This is a genomic window from Streptomyces sp. SPB162 (assembly GCF_029504575.1).
Taxonomy (GTDB): Bacteria; Actinomycetota; Actinomycetes; order Streptomycetales; family Streptomycetaceae; genus Actinacidiphila.
In genome coordinates this window covers 4,931,926-4,947,774 of the sequence record NZ_JAQFII010000001.1, presented here as the reverse complement: position 1 = coordinate 4,947,774, position 15,849 = coordinate 4,931,926, and the positions used below count along the sequence as shown (strand labels likewise).

General features: G+C 72.9%; 14 protein-coding genes. 10 read left to right on the top strand and 4 right to left on the bottom strand.

Translation table 11 applies throughout. The features are described 5' to 3' along the window. The first annotated feature begins 200 nt into the window (after window positions 1–200). Window positions 201–1,754, top strand: a complete 1,554-nt coding sequence (locus tag M2266_RS22725) for a DHA2 family efflux MFS transporter permease subunit (RefSeq protein ID WP_277439837.1) — start codon at window positions 201–203, stop codon at window positions 1,752–1,754. Between the two features lie 5 nt (window positions 1,755–1,759). After that, on the top strand, window positions 1,760–2,452 hold the full coding sequence (locus M2266_RS22720) for a TetR family transcriptional regulator (protein WP_277439836.1): 693 nt from the start codon (window positions 1,760–1,762) through the stop codon (window positions 2,450–2,452). Here M2266_RS22720 and M2266_RS22715 read toward each other — a convergent pair. Continuing rightward, window positions 2,442–4,496: a thioredoxin domain-containing protein gene (locus tag M2266_RS22715; RefSeq protein WP_277439835.1), complete on the bottom strand. Its 2,055-nt coding sequence runs from the start codon at window positions 4,494–4,496 to the stop codon at window positions 2,442–2,444. The genes M2266_RS22720 and M2266_RS22715 overlap by 11 nt on opposite strands. Before the next feature lie 76 nt (window positions 4,497–4,572). Continuing rightward, the gene (locus tag M2266_RS22710; RefSeq protein WP_277439834.1) at window positions 4,573–5,802 is read right to left on the bottom strand and encodes a hypothetical protein; all 1,230 of its coding nucleotides are present in this window, start codon (window positions 5,800–5,802) and stop codon (window positions 4,573–4,575) included. A gap of 563 nt (window positions 5,803–6,365) precedes the next feature. Here M2266_RS22710 and M2266_RS22705 point away from each other — a divergent pair. The 8 genes from M2266_RS22705 to M2266_RS22670 are packed head-to-tail and all read left to right on the top strand — an operon-like array spanning window position 6,366 to window position 13,593. Further along, a complete protein-coding gene (locus tag M2266_RS22705; RefSeq protein WP_277439833.1) occupies window positions 6,366–7,463 on the top strand; it encodes a M20/M25/M40 family metallo-hydrolase in 1,098 nt (365 codons plus the stop codon). Then, on the top strand, window positions 7,460–8,338 hold the full coding sequence (locus M2266_RS22700; protein WP_277439832.1) for a RimK family alpha-L-glutamate ligase: 879 nt from the start codon (window positions 7,460–7,462) through the stop codon (window positions 8,336–8,338). The genes M2266_RS22705 and M2266_RS22700 overlap by 4 nt, the downstream gene beginning before the upstream one ends. Next, a complete protein-coding gene (locus tag M2266_RS22695; RefSeq protein WP_277439831.1) occupies window positions 8,338–9,651 on the top strand; it encodes a DegT/DnrJ/EryC1/StrS family aminotransferase in 1,314 nt (437 codons plus the stop codon). The genes M2266_RS22700 and M2266_RS22695 overlap by 1 nt, the downstream gene beginning before the upstream one ends. Continuing rightward, window positions 9,648–10,490: a transketolase gene (locus M2266_RS22690; RefSeq protein ID WP_277439830.1), complete on the top strand. Its 843-nt coding sequence runs from the start codon at window positions 9,648–9,650 to the stop codon at window positions 10,488–10,490. Before M2266_RS22695 ends, M2266_RS22690 begins: the two co-directional genes overlap by 4 nt. Then, complete coding sequence (locus M2266_RS22685) at window positions 10,487–11,491, top strand: transketolase C-terminal domain-containing protein (RefSeq protein WP_277439829.1); 1,005 nt, start codon at window positions 10,487–10,489, stop codon at window positions 11,489–11,491. The genes M2266_RS22690 and M2266_RS22685 overlap by 4 nt, the downstream gene beginning before the upstream one ends. 32 nt (window positions 11,492–11,523) lie before the next feature. Beyond that, on the top strand, window positions 11,524–11,694 hold the full coding sequence (locus M2266_RS22680; RefSeq protein ID WP_277439828.1) for a lysine biosynthesis protein LysW: 171 nt from the start codon (window positions 11,524–11,526) through the stop codon (window positions 11,692–11,694). Continuing rightward, window positions 11,687–12,733 carry an N-acetyl-gamma-glutamyl-phosphate reductase gene (gene argC / locus M2266_RS22675; RefSeq protein ID WP_277439827.1) on the top strand — a complete coding sequence of 349 codons (1,047 nt, stop codon included), beginning with the start codon at window positions 11,687–11,689 and terminating at the stop codon, window positions 12,731–12,733. Before M2266_RS22680 ends, argC begins: the two co-directional genes overlap by 8 nt. Then, entirely contained in the window at window positions 12,730–13,593 is an 864-nt protein-coding gene (locus M2266_RS22670) for a [LysW]-aminoadipate kinase (protein ID WP_277439826.1), read from the top strand. Before argC ends, M2266_RS22670 begins: the two co-directional genes overlap by 4 nt. Here the strand turns inward: M2266_RS22670 and M2266_RS22665 are convergent. Together M2266_RS22665 and M2266_RS22660 are read right to left on the bottom strand one after the other, a co-directional pair. Next, window positions 13,585–14,646: an acyl-CoA dehydrogenase family protein gene (locus tag M2266_RS22665; protein WP_277439825.1), complete on the bottom strand. Its 1,062-nt coding sequence runs from the start codon at window positions 14,644–14,646 to the stop codon at window positions 13,585–13,587. The two genes, M2266_RS22670 and M2266_RS22665, sit on opposite strands and share 9 nt — an antisense overlap. Continuing rightward, window positions 14,630–15,793, bottom strand: a complete 1,164-nt coding sequence (locus M2266_RS22660) for an acyl-CoA dehydrogenase family protein (RefSeq protein WP_277439824.1) — start codon at window positions 15,791–15,793, stop codon at window positions 14,630–14,632. The genes M2266_RS22665 and M2266_RS22660 overlap by 17 nt, the downstream gene beginning before the upstream one ends. Between the last annotated feature and the right edge of the window lie 56 nt (window positions 15,794–15,849).

Here is a 15,849-nt window from a genome sequence, read left to right as displayed (position 1 = left end):
AAGGCACCACCCAACGGCCCGCCCCAGACTCAGCCCAGGCGCCCGCGACCGATCCGGTCGCGGGCGCTTCCGCGTACTCCGCACGCCGCAACCCGTAATCCATAACCCGCACTCCCTGCACAACTACATATTGACAGGCTCCATCTTTTGCGAGCTACTATCATTTGATAGCAGCTCTTAAAGTTTGACGGAGGAGTGTCATGACCGCACAGCTCGACCCCCGGCGCTGGTGGGCGCTCGGCGCCATGGTCGCGAGCATGCTCGTGCTCGGCTTCGACATGACGATCCTGAACGTGGCGCTCCCGACGATGGCCGGCCAGCTCGGCGCCACCACCGGCGAGCAGCAGTGGATGGCGGACGCCTACGTCGTCGTCTTCGCCGCCCTGATGCTCCCCGCGGGACTGCTCGGCGACCGCTTCGGCCGCCGCAGGATGCTGGTGACGGGCCTCGGGATCTTCCTCACCGGCTCGCTCGTCGGCTCACTGGCCACCAGCGTCGAACCGGTCATCGCCGCCCGCGCGGTCATGGGCATCGGCGGCGCGCTGGTGATGCCGCTGGCCCTCGCCGTGCTGCCGTCGCTCTTCGCGCCGAAGGAGCGCGCCAAGGCCGTCGGCATCGTCACCGCCGCCTCCGCGCTCGGGATGCCGCTCGGCCCGATCATCGGTGGCTTCCTGCTCAACCACTTCTGGTGGGGATCGGTCTTCCTGATCAACGTCCCGATGGCCGCCCTCGGCATCATCGCCTGTGTCTTCCTGCTGCCCGAGACCCGTGACCCGGCGTCGCCGAAGGTCGACGCGGCCTCCACCGCACTCACCGCCGCCGGTCTCGGCGCACTGATCTACGGGATCATCGAGGCGCCCGCCCGCGGCTGGACCGACCCGGTCGTGGTGGGCATGCTCGCCGGGGCCGCCGTCCTGATCGCCGCCCTCGTCCTGCGCGAACGCCGGATGGCCCGGCCGATGCTGGACATGACGCTGCTCGGCCACCGCCCGTTCCTGCTCAACACCCTCGCCGCGACCCTGGGCATGTTCATCTTCTCCGGGCTGATGTTCGTCCTCCCGCCCTACCTGACGGCGGTGCTCGGCAACGACGCCTTCGGCACCGGCCTGCGGCTGCTGCCGATGATGGGCGGCGTGATGTTCGCCGCCAAGGGCAGCGCCTCCGTCATCCAGCGGTTCGGCGCCCGCGCGGTGATCAGCGGCGGGCTGGTGGTGCTCGCCCTGGCGGCGTTCCTCGGCAGCCGCACCACCGTCGACAGCGGCTACGGCTTCACCGCGCTGTGGCTGTCCGTCGTCGGCTTCGGCTTCGGCTTCGCGGTGGTCCCCGCCATGACGGCGGCGCTCAGCGCCCTGCCCGGGGACCGGGCGGGCAGCGGCTCCGGACTGCTGAGCACCGTGCGGCAGGTGGGCGCCGCGATCGGGATCGCGCTGCTCGGTTCGCTGCTGGTCGGCGCCTACGCCGACCGGCTGCCGGCCGGGGCGCCGCACGCCGCGGCCGACTCCGTCGTCGCCGCCCATGTGGTGGCCGGCAGGCTCGGCGACCCCGGCCTCGCGACCGCGGCGAACGCCGCCTACGTGCACGGCATGTCGACGGTCCTGCTGGTCTGCGGCGTCACCGCCCTCGTGGCGGCGCTGCTGACGGCGACGCTGCTCCCCAGGACGGGCGCCGACGCGGCGACCGGATCGGATGCCGACCCCCAGGACTCCGGAGCGGCACCGCCGGTGGCCGCGCTCCCCGCCGATGCCGGACAATGACGGGCATGCCAGCACGCACGACGGCTGCCACGACCAGCGCCCAGACCGGTACGTCCGGCGACTCCGGCACGTCCGGCACGTCCGGCGACTCCGGCACGTCCGGCACGCCGAAGATCGGCCTGCGGGAGCGGAAGAAGATCCAGACCCGCCAGGCGATCCGCAGGGCCGCGTACCGGCTCTTCGAGGAGCAGGGGTACGACGCCACGCCCGTCGACCGGATCGCCGAGGTCGCCGAGGTCTCCCCCAGCACCGTCTTCCGGTACTTCCCCACCAAGGAGGACATCGTCCTCACGGACGAGTACGACCCGCTGATCGAGGCGTCGATCCGGACCCGCCCTGCCGACGAGTCCCCGATCCAGGCGATCAAATACGCCGTCGTGGAAGCGTTGCGCGCCGTCTACCAGGATCCGCAGGAGCGCGCGGACCTCAGCGCCCGGACCAGGCTGCTGCGCGACGTGCCGGCCGTCCGCGCCCGCTCGATGGAGAGCATGTCGATGACCGGCCGGATGCTCGCCCGCGTCATCGCCGAGCGCACCGGCCGCCCGGCGGACGACCTGGAACTGCGGATCTTCACCGGGGCGGTGCTCGGTGCCTTCCAGGAGGCCACGATGCACTGGGCCGAGCACGAGCAGCAGGGCGATCTCCTGGACGTCGTCGAGCGCACCCTGGACGTCCTGGAGCGCGGCCTCACCCTCTGAGCGTCCCGGAAGAAGTGGCGCCCACCAGCCCGGCCAGCGTGGCCGGATCGGCCGTCGGCGCGTCGCACACGAAATGCCGACAGACGTACGCCGCCGGACGGTCCCCGACGAGCGGCCGCTCGTGCAGCAGCGGGAACTCGTCGCTGCCGGGCGCCCCCGGCGCCACCACAGCGCCGGGGGCGGTGGCCAGCAGCGCCGTCCGGTGCAGCGCGACGGTGGCCGGGTCGTCGGGCGCGCCCACCACCGCGATCTCCCGGGGGCCGTCCAGCGCGGCCTCGGCGACGGCGAGCCCCCACCCGATGAAGCGCGGCGCCCGCGGCGCCAGCGCCCCCACGACGCCCAGGGCGCGCTCCGCCGCTTCGCGGTGCGCGCTCGACCCGGTGTGGGCGGCGTACGACAGCAGCGCGCCCGCGGCGGCCGTCCAGCCGGACGGGGTGGCGTTGTCGGTCGGGTCCTGGGGGCGGCGGATGAGCGCTTCGGCGTCGTCCGCGGTGTCGTAGAGCGTGCCGTCGGGGGCGACGAAGTGGTGCAGCACCGAGTCGAGGAACAGCCCCGCGAAGTCCAGCCAGACGCCCTCGCCGGTGACCGCGGCGAGCGCGAGGAACCCCTCGGCGACGTCCGCGTAGTCCTCCAGCACCCCGGCGTTGGCGCCCACGACGCCGTCACGCGAGGTGCGGGCCAGGCGCCCGGCGTGGTCCATGTGGACCCGCACCAGCACGTCGGCCGCGTCCAGGGCGGCCTGGACCAGGTCCGGGCGGTCGAAGTACGCGCCGGTCTCGGCGAGCGCGGCGATGACCAGGCCGTTCCACGCGGCGACGACCTTGTCGTCGCGGCCGGGTCGCGGCCGCTCCTCGCGCGCCGCCAGCAGCCGCGCGCGGATCGACGCCGCGCGGTCCGCGTCGCCGGGCGCGGCGTCCGCCGCCAGCCGCAGGACGGAGGCGCCCTCCTCGAAGGTGCCCTCGCGCGTCACCCCGAAGAGCGCCGCGGCGAACGCCGCGTCCTGCTCGCCGAGCACCGCCCGCAGCTCCTCGGGCGTCCAGGCGTAGAACGCTCCCTCCGCGTGCCCGCCGTCCACGCGATCACTGTCGGCGTCCAGCGCGGACGCGAACCCGCCCTCGTTCGTGCGCAGTTCGCGCACCATGAAGTCGGCGGTCTCCAGCGCGACGCGGCGCGCGAGCTCCGAGCCGGTGGAGCGCCACAGGTGCGCGTAGACGCGGCAGAGCAGCGCGTTGTCGTAGAGCATCTTCTCGAAGTGCGGCACGGTCCACGTGCGGTCCACCGCGTACCGGGCGAAGCCGCCGCCCAGCTGGTCGTAGATGCCGCCGCGGGCCATCGCCTCGCAGCTGTCGGCCGCCATCCGCAGGGCGTCCTCGGAGCCGGTGCGGGCGTGGTGGCGGAGCAGGAACTCCACGGCCATGGACGCCGGGAACTTCGGCGCCCCGCCGAAGCCGCCGTGGTCCGCGTCGTACTCCCGGGCCAGCGCGAGCACCGCCGCGTCCAACTGCTCCGCGCCGGGCGTCACCGACGCCCCGTAGGCACCCTGCCGGTCGCCGAGGTCCTTGACGATGCGCGCGGCGACCTCGTCCACCTCGTTCCGGCGCTCCCGCCAGGCCGCGCTCACGCCGTCCAGCACCTGCCGGAACGAGGGCATGCCGTGGCGCGGCTCGGGCGGGAAGTACGTGCCGAAGTAGAACGGCTCGGCGTCCGGGGTCAGGAACACCGTCATGGGCCAGCCGCCCTGCCCGGTCGCCGCCTGCACCGCCTCCATGTACACGGCGTCGACGTCGGGCCGCTCCTCGCGGTCCACCTTCACCGGCACGAAGTGCTCGTTGAGATACGCGGCGACGCTCTCGTCCTCGAACGATTCATGCGCCATCACATGGCACCAGTGGCAACTGCTGTACCCCACGCTGAGCAGCACCGGCACGTTCCGCCGCCGGGCCTCCTCGAAGGCGCCGGGCTCCCACTGCCACCAGTCGACGGGGTTGTCGGCGTGCTGGAGGAGGTAGGGCGACGTCGCGCTACCAAGTCGATTCACAGGCACCAGCCTCTCACGCCGGCGGCGCGGGAACGGGGCGGCGGCGCGCGCCGGGCCGGGCGGCGCGGATACCGGGCGGGTGTCATGCCGTCGCGCTGTGCAGGAACGGGAAGAGCGGGACCTGGGACTTCGCCTCCAGGTAGTCGGCCCCCGAGGTGCCCCCGGTACCGGGCACCGAGCCGATGATCTTCAGCGTGATGCCCCAGTGCGTGCGCTTGGCCGTCGTCCAGCTCCCGTCGAGCGCCCTCAGCGCCGCGGTCAGCCGGTGCGCTTCCGGGCCGCTCAGCAGGGGCTCGCGGCGGAGGAACGCCTCCTGCAGTGTCGGACCCGCGGCCTCGGCCGGCGCGGGCTCGCGCGACGGGGGTGCGGTCGTGGCGGGCGGCGGAGCGCTCAGCAGTTCCACGCGGCGATGGGAGCGTGACTGGATCGCGCTGCGGCCGTCGGTGTTGTCCCGTATGACCGAGAAGGCTTCGGAGGGCATGGTGGTCAGCACCCGGAAGAGCGTGCGCGTCGCACGGAGGCGGCCGTCGGCTTTCGCGAGCACCGCGCAGGTGGCGTCGATGTCCCCCTGATCCAGCAGGGCTGTCGCCCTGGTGAGGTCCTGCGCCAGGTGGGCATAGAGAATTTCGAACACTTGGATGATTCGCAGGAACATCTGCTCGTCGTGCATCGGGGTGGTCGGCAGCAGGGTGATGTCGACGACGTGGCGTGTCGCCGCCGGAACGGCGGCGCTGACAACGGCGGCGGCGCTGCCCGCCAATTCGCCGAACTTGGCGTCGTCGAGATTCCCGGAGAGCAGCGCCGACAGGTCCACGGCGTCGATCGGGCCGCCCCGCGGACCGTGATCCGGCGCCAGGTCGCGCAGCCCCGCCAGCGCCTGGACCGCCGCTTTCGTGCGGGTGAGTTGCCGGCCGTCCCCGGCGTCCGAGCAGAGCACCTGTGCTTCGAGGAACACCAGGTCGGCGACGAGGGCGGCGATCACGGCGTCCTTCGGGCCACCGCCGTGCCGCTCGTAGAGTTCGGCCCCGAAGTACGTCGCGTAGTCGCCGTCCTCCTGATCGACCGCCATCCTCAGCCACCCCGGCAGGACGGGATCCCGCCCGGACGCGGCCGCGGGCAATTCCCGCAGGCTCGCCACCAGGGACGGATCAGCGGCCATGCGACCGGCGGACCGATAATAAGTGATTATCTCGCGGAAAGGAAAGGAACAAGGAGTTCCAGTTTCCCCGGAATTCCCTTCCATCATTCCGCGCCACACGCTGACTTCCCGCTTCGCACGCTCGGCGAGACGAATTTCCACCTGTCGGTCCATGGCATGCAGGCTCAATCCACCGACCCCCCGAAAAATGCTCGAATCAGCACACTCCTGTCGACCTGCATCCGTTTGACCCATGTGTCCCCCATACATTCGGACGGAAGCCCCGAGTGGAACATTTTGACCCTGAAGTCGCCCTTAAGCTCGTGGAGTTGATCCTAAACCGAGAGATTGACCGAGCGGCGAACGTGTGCCGCGGCGCGTGGTCAGCGGCGGTGACGGCGCCTGGGCCGGACGACTGGGGGAAGCGTCGCCCATGGCGCCGAAACCATCTCCGAGAAGCCGGATTTAACTTCGTGCGAATCTCCTGGTCAACGTCGCATCCCCCGAACCGCGTCGGCGATCATGCCTTGACCGATTCGCCGGTCCCCATCTAGCGTCATGAGGGACAGTGACGCACGGGGACCCCAAAGAGCCGCACGGATCCCGGGCGCGGATAAACACGGGGGAAGAAGTCAATGAACCATATTCCGGAGCGCTGTCGTCCGGTTGCCGAAAGGCGAGGAGCGACCTTCGGCGCCGTCCGACCGGGCGGCGCGATCCTGGTCCAGGGCTGAGGTATGGGCGGGCCCGACGAGGCCGGGCTGCTCCGGCGCATGGTGCGCATCCCGTCGAACACCGGCGACGAGGATGCCCTGGCCGGACAACTGGTCCACTGCATGACCGAGTTGGGCTTCGCCGCCCGCCGGGACGGGGCCGGCAACGCGGTGGGCGAGTTGGGTCCCCCTGGCGCGCCGCTGATCCTTCTGCTGGGGCACCTGGACACGGTGCCGGGCGACCTGCCCGTGTACGAGCGGGACGGCAAGCTGTACGGCCGTGGGACGGTGGACGCCAAGGGCCCGCTCGCGACCATGGTGTGGGCGGCCCTGCGGGCCTCGGCGCGCTGCGACGCCCGCCTCATGGTGGTGGGAGCGGTCGGCGAGGAGGGTTGCTCGCCCGGCGCCCGTCATCTGCGAGGCTCGCTGCGCCCCGACGCCGTGGTCATCGGCGAACCGAGCGGCGTGGGCAACGTGGTGCTCGGCTACAAGGGCATCGTCCGCTTCGCCGTCGACATCTCCCGTCCCGGTGTGCACACGAGTGCGCCGGGGCCCAGGGCGGTGGAGATCGCGGCGGACTACTGGCAGGCCGTGCGACTGCGGCTCGACGCGGACCCCGGTGCGCGACCCGCCTTCGATCGCGCGATCCCCGCGCTCGTCGCGCTCCACGGCGACCTGCGGCAGGCCAGGGTGGAGATGTCCTGCCGGATACCGGTCGGATTCGACCGGGACGCGTTCCACTCCTGGCTCCGCGAACTGACGCGGACCGACCACCTCACCGTGATCGAGAGCCTCCCCGCCGTCCGCTCGCGCGGCACCGATCCGGTGGTGGCCGCCCTGCGCGCCGGCATCCGGCGGCACGTCGGGCCTCCGACCGCCAAGGTGAAGCTCGGTACGTCCGACATGAACGTCGTCGGCCCCGGGTGGAACGTGCCGATCGCCGCCTACGGTCCCGGCGACTCCCGGCTGGACCACACCGACGAGGAACACCTGGACCTGGCCGAGTACCTGACCGCGATCGAGGTCCTGACGACCGCGGTCGAGGAACTGGCCGCCACGCTGAACGCCCGGCGCGACCCGTCGCGGTCCGCTGTCGCCCTCGACCAGGAAACGGCTCTGTGAACGCACCGGAAGTCAGCGCGGACCTGCCGCCGCGGCTGGCCGTCATCGCCTCGCGGGTCGCGGTCGAGGAGAAGCGCATCCTCGAGGAGCTCGACCGCCGCCGCGTCCCCTACGACATCCTCGATCCCCGGACCGCGGTGTTCCGTCTCGACCGGCCCGCGGTCCGCTGGTCGACGGCGGTCGCGCGGGAGGTGTCGCACCACCGGAGCCTGACGACCGCGCGCGTCCTCGAACACGCCGGGGTGCGGGTGGTCAACAGCGCCGCGGCGATCGCGCTGTGCGGCGACAAGCTGCTCACCACCCTGGCCCTGCGGGCGGCCGGACTGCCGGTGCCGCGGTGCCTGGTCGCCTTCACACCGGAAGCCGCCATCGACGCCCTCGACGACTTCGGGTACCCGGCGGTCGTCAAGCCCCTGACGGGTTCCGGGGGCCGGCAGGTGGCCAGGCTGGCCGGCCGGGACGCGGCCGAAGCGGTCCTCGAACTGCGGGAGGCGCTTCCCGGACCGCAGCAGCGCATCCTGTACCTGCAGGAGTACATCGACAAGCCCGGACGCGACATCAGGGGACTGGTCTTCGGCTCCGAGGTGGTCGGCGCGGTCTACCGCACGTCCCTGTCCTGGCGGACCAACACCGCCCGCGACGCCGGCACCGAGCCGTGCCCGCTGACCGCGGAACTCGAGAAGCTGCTGGCGGACACCGCGGCCGCCATCGGCCCCGGGGTCTACGGCATCGACGTCCTGGAGGACGCCGAGGGGCGTCTGCTCGTCAACGAGGTCAACCACACCCCGCAGTTCCGCGGGGCCGCCGCGGCCCTGGGCATGAACCTGGCCGGTCACTACGTGGACTACCTGGTAGAGCAACTGGTGAGGAACTGATGGCCGTGTCACGACTGGCAATGCTCGGCGGACCCCGCAGCGTGGACCGCGACGCGGGAACCTCTCCCGAAACCGCCTGGCCGATCGTCACCGACGCCGAGCGCGCCGCGGTGCTCGGCGTCCTCGACAGCGGCCGCTTCACCTCGGTGGAGCACGGTGAGGTGCAGCTCCTGGAGCAGGAGTGGGCGGAGTTCACCGGTGTCCGCCACTGCGCCGCGCTGTCCTCCGGCACCGCGGCCATCGAACTGGCGCTCACCGCGACCGGGATCGAGCCCGGCGCCGAAGTCCTCGTACCCGCCTTCTCCTTCATCGCCACCGCGGCCGCCCCGGTCATGCGCGGATGCGTCCCGGTGTTCGTGGACATCGACCCGCTCACCTACACCATCGACCCGGCCGCCGCGGCAGCCGCGGTCACCCCGCGCACGCAGGCGATCATCGCCGTCCACCTGCACGGACTGCCCTGCGACATGACCGCGTTGCGCGCCCTCGCCGACCGCCACGGCCTGGTCCTGATCGAGGACGCGGCGCAGGCGCACGGTGCGACGTACCGGGGCCGGCAGGCGGGGTCCCTCGGCGACGTGGCGGCGTTCAGCCTGAACGCCTCGAAGAACCTGCCCACCAGCGGCGAGGGCGGGCTCCTCACCACCGACGATCCGGCGGTGTACCAGCGTGTGCTGCTGCACCGGCAGTTCGGCGAGGAGCTGACCGGCCGCGGCGATCGGCCCTACCTCTCGCAGGTGGTCGCCGGCAACGCCAAACTCAGCAGCGTCCAAGCCGCGTTCACCCGCTGCCAGCTCGCGCGGCTCGCCGAGCGGCACGAACAGCGCGACCGCAATGTACGGCGGTTCCTGGACCGGCTGGCGGCGCTCGACGGGATCGTGACACCGGCGTGCCCGCAGGACCGCACGCACGCGTGGTTCCAGGTGCGGCTCCGCTTCGACAGCGCACGGATGGGCTGGCCGGACGTCGCCCCGGGAGCCACCCGCGCCCTGCTGCAGCGGGCCCTGCGCGCGGAGGGCGTGCCGGTCCGGCCGTACCAGTCCCTGCCGCTGCCCGCCCAGCCCGCGCTCCGTGACTCCCCCGGGTCCCCGCCCTGGCGCCCGGAGGACTTTCCCGTCACCCTGGCCGTGATCGAGGACTCGCTGACGATGCAGCGCTGGCACCTCAACCCGGCCGCCGGGCCGCTCCTCGACCGCTGCGCGGACGCGTTCGAAAAGGTCTGGAGCCAGCGGGAGCTGCTCCTGCCCGCCGCCCGGTCGATGCGCCACCAGCCGCTCTGGCAGCGGCTCGACGCGACGGCGGCACGAACATGACGCGGGCGGACGTCAGCACGCAGGAGCTGGCCGAGCGCGCCCACCGGGCCCGCGAGAGCGTGCTGGCGATGGGGGCGACCGAGCACGGCGCGCACGTCGGCGGCAGCCTGTCGGCCGTCGACATCCTGACGGTGCTCTACGGGTCGGAGCTGCGCGTCCGGCCCGAGGAACCGCACTGGGCCGGCCGGGACTGGTTCGTCCTCAGCAAGGGCCACGCCAGTGCGGCGCTGTACGCGGTGCTGTCCGAGCACGGCTACTTCCCGCCCGAGGAGTGCCTCGAGTACGGGCGGCGTCACAGCCGGCTGGCCGGTCACCCGCTGCGCAAGGTGCCCGGGGTCGAGTTCCCGACCGGCTCGCTCGGCCACGGGCTGTCGCTCGCCTGCGGAGTCGCGCTGGCCATGGCCCGCACCGGCCGGAGCAATCGGGTGTTCGTCCTGCTCGGCGACGGCGAGCTGCAGGAGGGCTCTAACTGGGAGGCGATCATGTCGGCGTCCCAGTACGGTCTGGACAACCTGACGGCCGTGGTCGACCGCAATGGCTGGCAGATCAGCGGTCGCACCGAGGACTCGGTCGCGCTGGAGCCCCTCGCTGATCGCTGGCGCAGCTTCGGCTGGTCGGTGGTGGAGACCGACGGACACGACCTGGAGGCACTGCGGGCGGTGTTCGGCGCACTGCCGGCCGAGCGCGGCCGCCCTACGGTCGTCCTCGCCGGCACCCTGAAGGGGCGCGGCGTGCCGATCTTCGAGGACAACAGGAAGAGCCACTACGTCCAGCTGACGCCCCGCCTCCACGAGCGGGCGCTGGCGGGCTTGCGAGCACGGCGGAGGAACCAGCGATGACGGCGGCCGAAGAGCGGCTCGTGACGGCCGGGGCCTCCTGGGCGGCGCTGTACACGGGTGCGGCCCGGGAAGCCTGCCGGCATACGCTGCTGGAGCTGGCCAGAACCGACCCGCGGATCTTCTGCGTCGACTCCGACATGGGCGGGTTCGAGGACGGCTTCGCGGCCGAACTGCCCTCCCAGTACGTCAACGTGGGGATCGCCGAGGCGAATCTGTTCGGGGTGTCGGCGGGACTCGCCGCCGCCGGCCTCGTCCCGTTCGCCCACACGATGAGCGCCTTCGCCACCACCCGGGCCTGCGAGCAGCTGAAGCTCGACGTGGCGGGCAGTGCGCTCCCGGTCAGGGTGGTCGCCACGCACGGCGGCCTGTCCGCCGGCCACTACGGCCCGTCGCACCACGCCGTACAGGACCTGGCCATCCTGCGCACGATGCCCCTGCTGACGGTCCTCGTGCCGGCCGACGCCGGCGAGGCGGCCCTGGCGATGCGCGCCGCCGCCTACCACCCCGGCCCGGTGTACGTCCGGCTCGGCCGGAAGGCGACCCCGCGGATCTACCGCGAGCCCTACGACTTCACCATCGGCGCCTCGGTGCGGCTGGCAGACGGCGACGACGTGACGGTGGTCGCGACCGGCCCGCTCCCGGTCCATTACGCCCTGGCCGCACGGGACGTGCTCGCGGCCGGGGGATTCTCGGTCCGTGTGGTGAACATGCACACCATCAAGCCGCTCGACCGTTCCGCGCTCGTGTCCGCGGCACGGGACACGGCCGGCATCGTCACGGTGGAGGACCACCTCGTCGTGGGCGGGCTGGGTGGCGCGGTGAGCGAGGTGGTGACCTCCGAGCAGCCCTGTCGGGTGCGCCGGGTGGGGATCGAGGACCGCTACCTCGACAGCGTCGGGGACGAACGGGAGCTGCTGGAGGAGAGCGGCGTGACGGTGGACCGGATCGTGCGGGAGGCGCGCGTCCTCCTGGGAGCCGCCCCGGCGGGCAGCCGCACATGACACAGGTGATCACGACAGAAGGAGAACATGCCATGACGACAGCCGTGTGCCCGAGCTGCGAGAGCGACGTCGCGCTCGACAGCGCGCCGAGGCAGCACGAGATCGTCGAGTGCGCGGAGTGCCGCAGCGAACTCGAGATCCTCAGCGTCGACCCGGTCCTGATGGCGCTCGCACCCGAAGCCGAGGAGGACTGGGGTGAATGAGAGCCCGGGTCCCGTCGTCCGGGCAGGCATCGTCGGCGCCAGCGGCTACATCGGAGGCGAGTTGTGCCGGATCCTGCTCGGCCACCCCCGCCTCGAACTGGTCGCACCGGTCTCGCGCGGCCTGGCCGGGAAGCGGGTGGACGGGGCGCACCCCAATCTGCGCGGTCTGACCGACCTGACCTTCAGCGCTCCGGACGACGCTCCCCGCTGTGACGTCCTGTTCCTGGCGACTCCGCACCGCGAGACGATGGGGATGGTGCCGTACTGGGCCGGTCGGGCCGGGTGCCTGGTCGACCTCAGCGCCGACTTCCGGCTGCGTGATCCGGCGGTGTACGAGCACTACTACGGCGCCCCGCACGCGGCCCCGGAGCTGCTGCCCGAGTTCGTCACCGGTCTGCCGGAGCGGTTTCGCAAGGAGCTCACCGAAGCGGACCGGATCAGCGTGCCCGGATGCATGGCGACCGCCGCGATGCTGGCCCTGTCCCCGTTGGCGGCCGCCGGTCTGATCGAGGACCGTGTCACGGTCGACGGCCGGATCGGGTCCAGTGGTTCCGGCTCCGGAGCCGGGCCGATGAACCTGCACGCCGAACGGAGCGGCGCGATGCGGGTGTTCGCGCCGGCCGGCCACCGGCACGAGGCGGAGGTGGCGCAGCTGACCGGCCTCAGCGTCAGCATGAGCGCCACCGGCGTGGAGGCCGTCCGCGGCGCGCAGGTCCTGTGCCGGGCCACCCTGACCGCCGATATCCGCGAGCCGGAGCTGCGCAGGGTGTACCGCGACGCCTACGCCGCGGAGCCCTGCGTGCGCGTGGTCGCGCAGCGGCGCGGGCTGTACCGGCTGCCCGAGCCGAAGATCCTCAGTGGGTCCAACTTCTGCGATGTGGGCTTCGCCCTCGACGCGGACCACGGCCAGGTGGTCGCCGTCGCCGCCCTCGACAACCTGGTGAAAGGAGCGGCGGGCAACGCCGTGCAGTGCGTGAACATCAGGCAGGGCTGGCCGGAGGACCTGGGGCTGGGCTTCCCCGGGCTGCACCCGCTGTGAGCGCGCACGCGCCCGGCCGCTCCCAGGGGATCGTGGTCGTCAAGTGCGGCGGCAGCGGGGCGCTGGACGTCACCCGTCTGTGCGAGGACGTCGCCGAGCGGACCGCCGCGGGCCAGAAGCTGGTCCTGGTGCACGGCGGCTCCGCGGAGATGGAGCGGCTCGCGGGGCAACTGGGCGTGCGCCTGAGGCATCTGACCGCGCCCGACGGCGTCGTCACCCGCTACACCGACGACGCGACTCTCGACGTGCTGACCCTGGCACTGGCCGGCCGGGTCAAGCCCGGCCTGCTCTGCGCGCTCGACCGGCACAAAGTGCCCGCCGTGGGGCTGACCGGCCTGGACGCGGGGCTGCTCAGGGCACGCCGCAGAAGATCCGTGCGGGCTGTGGTGGACGGACGTCCCACCGTCGTCCGCGACGACCGCGGCGGCCGGATCGTCGAGGTGAACGCGGGACTGCTGCACGGTCTCCTCGCGGCGGGCGTGGTGCCGGTGGTGTCGCCGCCGGCCCTCGCCGAGGACAGCGAACCGGTCAACACCAACGCGGACCGTGCCGCCGCGGCCGTCGCGGTGGCGCTGCGGGCTCGCTGCCTGGTGTTCCTCACCGGCGCGCCCGGTGTGCTCACAGACCCGTCCGATCCCAGCAGCGTGCTGGCGGCCTACCGGCTGCCGCCGGTCGGCGAGCCGGCGCCCTCCTGGGTGGCGGGCGGCATGCGCATCAAACTGGTGGCGGCCCGCGAGGCGCTGCTGGGCGGGGTACCGGAGGTGTGGATCACCGACGCGGCGGCGAAGCGTCCGCTGCGGGTGCTCTCCGGCGGCGGGCCGGGCAGCAGCATCGTGCTGCCCGGGGTGCCGTCACCGTAGTCGCAGCGCCCCGGCCTCCTGCCACAGCGAGGTCGGAGCCCCCCATCGGGCCGCCTCCACGGCCGCCGCCCGGTAGTAGTGCTGGACAGCCGAGGCGGTGGTGATCCCGGCTGCTCCGTGCAGGTGGACCGCCAGCGCGGTCACCCGCAGCGCGAGTTCGGCGGCGTAGGCGAGCGACTGGGTGGCGCCGACGGCGGCGGGCCGGTCGGTGTCGGACTGCCACGCGGCCTCGTGGACCAGCAGGCGCACCGCCTCCAGGTGGGCGTACTGCTCGGCCAGCGGGAACGCGACCGCCTGGTTCTCACCGATGGCGCGTCCGAACTGCCGGCGGGCGGCGACGCGGGCGAGCGCGAGGCGGTGCGCGCCGGCCGCCAGTCCGAGCAGGTAGGCGGCCTGGCGGATCCGCGCGCGGATGAGCAGCGGGGACGGGACGCCGTCCCGGTCGAGCAGGGGCGCGGACACCGCGTACGCCGTGACCTGCCGCAGGCGCAGTTCCCCGACCCCGTCGCGCCGGGTGGCGGCGCCGGTCAGGCCGGGCGAGCCGGCGGCCACGGCGGCGAGCACCCTGGTGCCGGCATGGTGTGCCGGCACCAGGTGGAAGGCCGCGCCGGGTGGCGGCTGCGGCAGCGCGCAGTCGCCATGCAGCTCCCAGCCCGCGGCGGTCGGGGTCGCGGTGACACCGGCACCCGCGGCCAGACCCGCGGTGGCCTTGCCCGCGGCGAGCAGCGGCAGCAGGTCGTCCACGGCCGGGGACCGGGGCTCCGGGGCGACCGCCTCCGGCGACTGGACGAGGTCCGCGAGCAGCACTCCCGACCGGTAGGCGTCGGGCGCTGCCCGGCGCCCCAGTTCCTCGCACACCGGGACGGCGTACGTCAGGCCCATGGCCAGACCGGAGGCGGAGTCCGGCAGTTCCAGGGCGAAGAGGTCCAGATCGGCCAGGCAGGCGTGAACCTGGTCCGGATCGAGCAGTTCGCCCGCCTCCCCCGGCGGGCCGAGCCCGGCACGCACCGCGCGCGCCAGATCGCGCTGCAGTTCGTCACCTTCGAGTCGCATCCCGGCTCACCTCCGGAACGTCGGATGTCGTCGCCTCGGCGGCGAGCAGGAAGCTGGAGATCGTCTGCAGCATCATCTCCGACGTGCCGCCCGAGAGGGTCAGGCCCGGGGCTTCGCGGTAGGCACTGTCGAGCAGCTCCGCCAGTTCCGGCGCGGCGTCGAACCCGTGGCGCTCGGTGGCCCAGCGCGCGACGGCGGCCGCCTGCTCGCTCGCGTACCACTTGGCCGTGGCCGTCCGCAGTTCGTCGAGCTGTCCGAGGTCGGCGGCGCCGACGCAGCGCCAGGCCAGCAGGCGCGCCGCGCTGGTGGCGGCCCCGTGCCGGCCGATGTCCGCCAGCCAGTGCCCGGCCGGGCCGGGGCCTCCGGCACCCGCCGCGAACCACCGCTCGGCGCGCAACGCGAAGTCGAACCCGGTGCGCTCCAGCGGAAGGGCCTCGGCGAGGACTCCCCAGCCCTGCCCGATCCCGCCGACGACGCTGTCGTCGCGGACGAGGACCCCGTCCAGCTCGACCTGGTGGAACAGCTCGTCGGCCATGGTGTCCAGGCTCCGTACGCGGACCCCTGGCGCGCGCATGTCGACAAGGAACAGGCTGAGCCCCTCGTAGCGCGAACTCTCCGCCGACGTACGGGCCGCGCACAGCCCGTAGTCGGTGATCCCGCTCTTGAGGTTGTACGTCTTGACCCCGGAGATCCGGTGACCGCCGTCCACCGCGACCGCGCGCGTCGTCAGCGCGCTCAGATCGGAGCCGACCCCGGGCTCGGTGTACAGCACGCTCGCGAAGCGCCGGCCGGAGGCCAGCGACGGCAGCACCCGTCGCCGCTGTTCCTCGGTGCCGGCGAGCAGCAGCAGCTTCCCCACGGTCTGGATGCCGTTGACGAACAGCGTGTCGGGAACGCCCGCCCGCATCATCTCCTCCACGGCGATGGCCGCGTGGGCGGCGTTACGGCCCTGTCCCCCGTAGCGGTGGGGCCAGTCCACGCCGAGCAGTCCGCGCTCGCCGAGCAACCGGTAGACGCCTCGTTCGTCGGGCTCCCGCCCGCCGCCGGCCCGCAGGGCCGTCACCTCCGCCACGAGGTCCGGGGATTCCAGCTCCCTCCGGACATGGGCGCGGAAGTCCGATTCATCGGCGGTATGGCCGAAGTCCATACGCTCCCCCGTGATACATGGGCTACCTGGGCCACGCTCATCGAAAGCCTAGTGCA

What these genes read in the sequence shown, in the direction of transcription:
- M2266_RS22690 (WP_277439830.1), top strand. Translation starts at nt 9,648, where the DNA reads ATGACGCGGGCGGACGTCAGCACGCAGGAGCTGGCCGAGCGCGCCCAC.
- M2266_RS22710 (WP_277439834.1), bottom strand. Translation starts at nt 5,802, where the DNA reads ATGGACCGACAGGTGGAAATTCGTCTCGCCGAGCGTGCGAAGCGGGAA.
- M2266_RS22725 (WP_277439837.1), top strand. Translation starts at nt 201, where the DNA reads ATGACCGCACAGCTCGACCCCCGGCGCTGGTGGGCGCTCGGCGCCATG.
- M2266_RS22680 (WP_277439828.1), top strand. Translation starts at nt 11,524, where the DNA reads ATGACGACAGCCGTGTGCCCGAGCTGCGAGAGCGACGTCGCGCTCGAC.
- M2266_RS22720 (WP_277439836.1), top strand. Translation starts at nt 1,760, where the DNA reads ATGCCAGCACGCACGACGGCTGCCACGACCAGCGCCCAGACCGGTACG.
- M2266_RS22695 (WP_277439831.1), top strand. Translation starts at nt 8,338, where the DNA reads ATGGCCGTGTCACGACTGGCAATGCTCGGCGGACCCCGCAGCGTGGAC.
- M2266_RS22705 (WP_277439833.1), top strand. Translation starts at nt 6,366, where the DNA reads ATGGGCGGGCCCGACGAGGCCGGGCTGCTCCGGCGCATGGTGCGCATC.
- M2266_RS22660 (WP_277439824.1), bottom strand. Translation starts at nt 15,793, where the DNA reads ATGGACTTCGGCCATACCGCCGATGAATCGGACTTCCGCGCCCATGTC.
- M2266_RS22685 (WP_277439829.1), top strand. Translation starts at nt 10,487, where the DNA reads ATGACGGCGGCCGAAGAGCGGCTCGTGACGGCCGGGGCCTCCTGGGCG.
- M2266_RS22665 (WP_277439825.1), bottom strand. Translation starts at nt 14,646, where the DNA reads ATGCGACTCGAAGGTGACGAACTGCAGCGCGATCTGGCGCGCGCGGTG.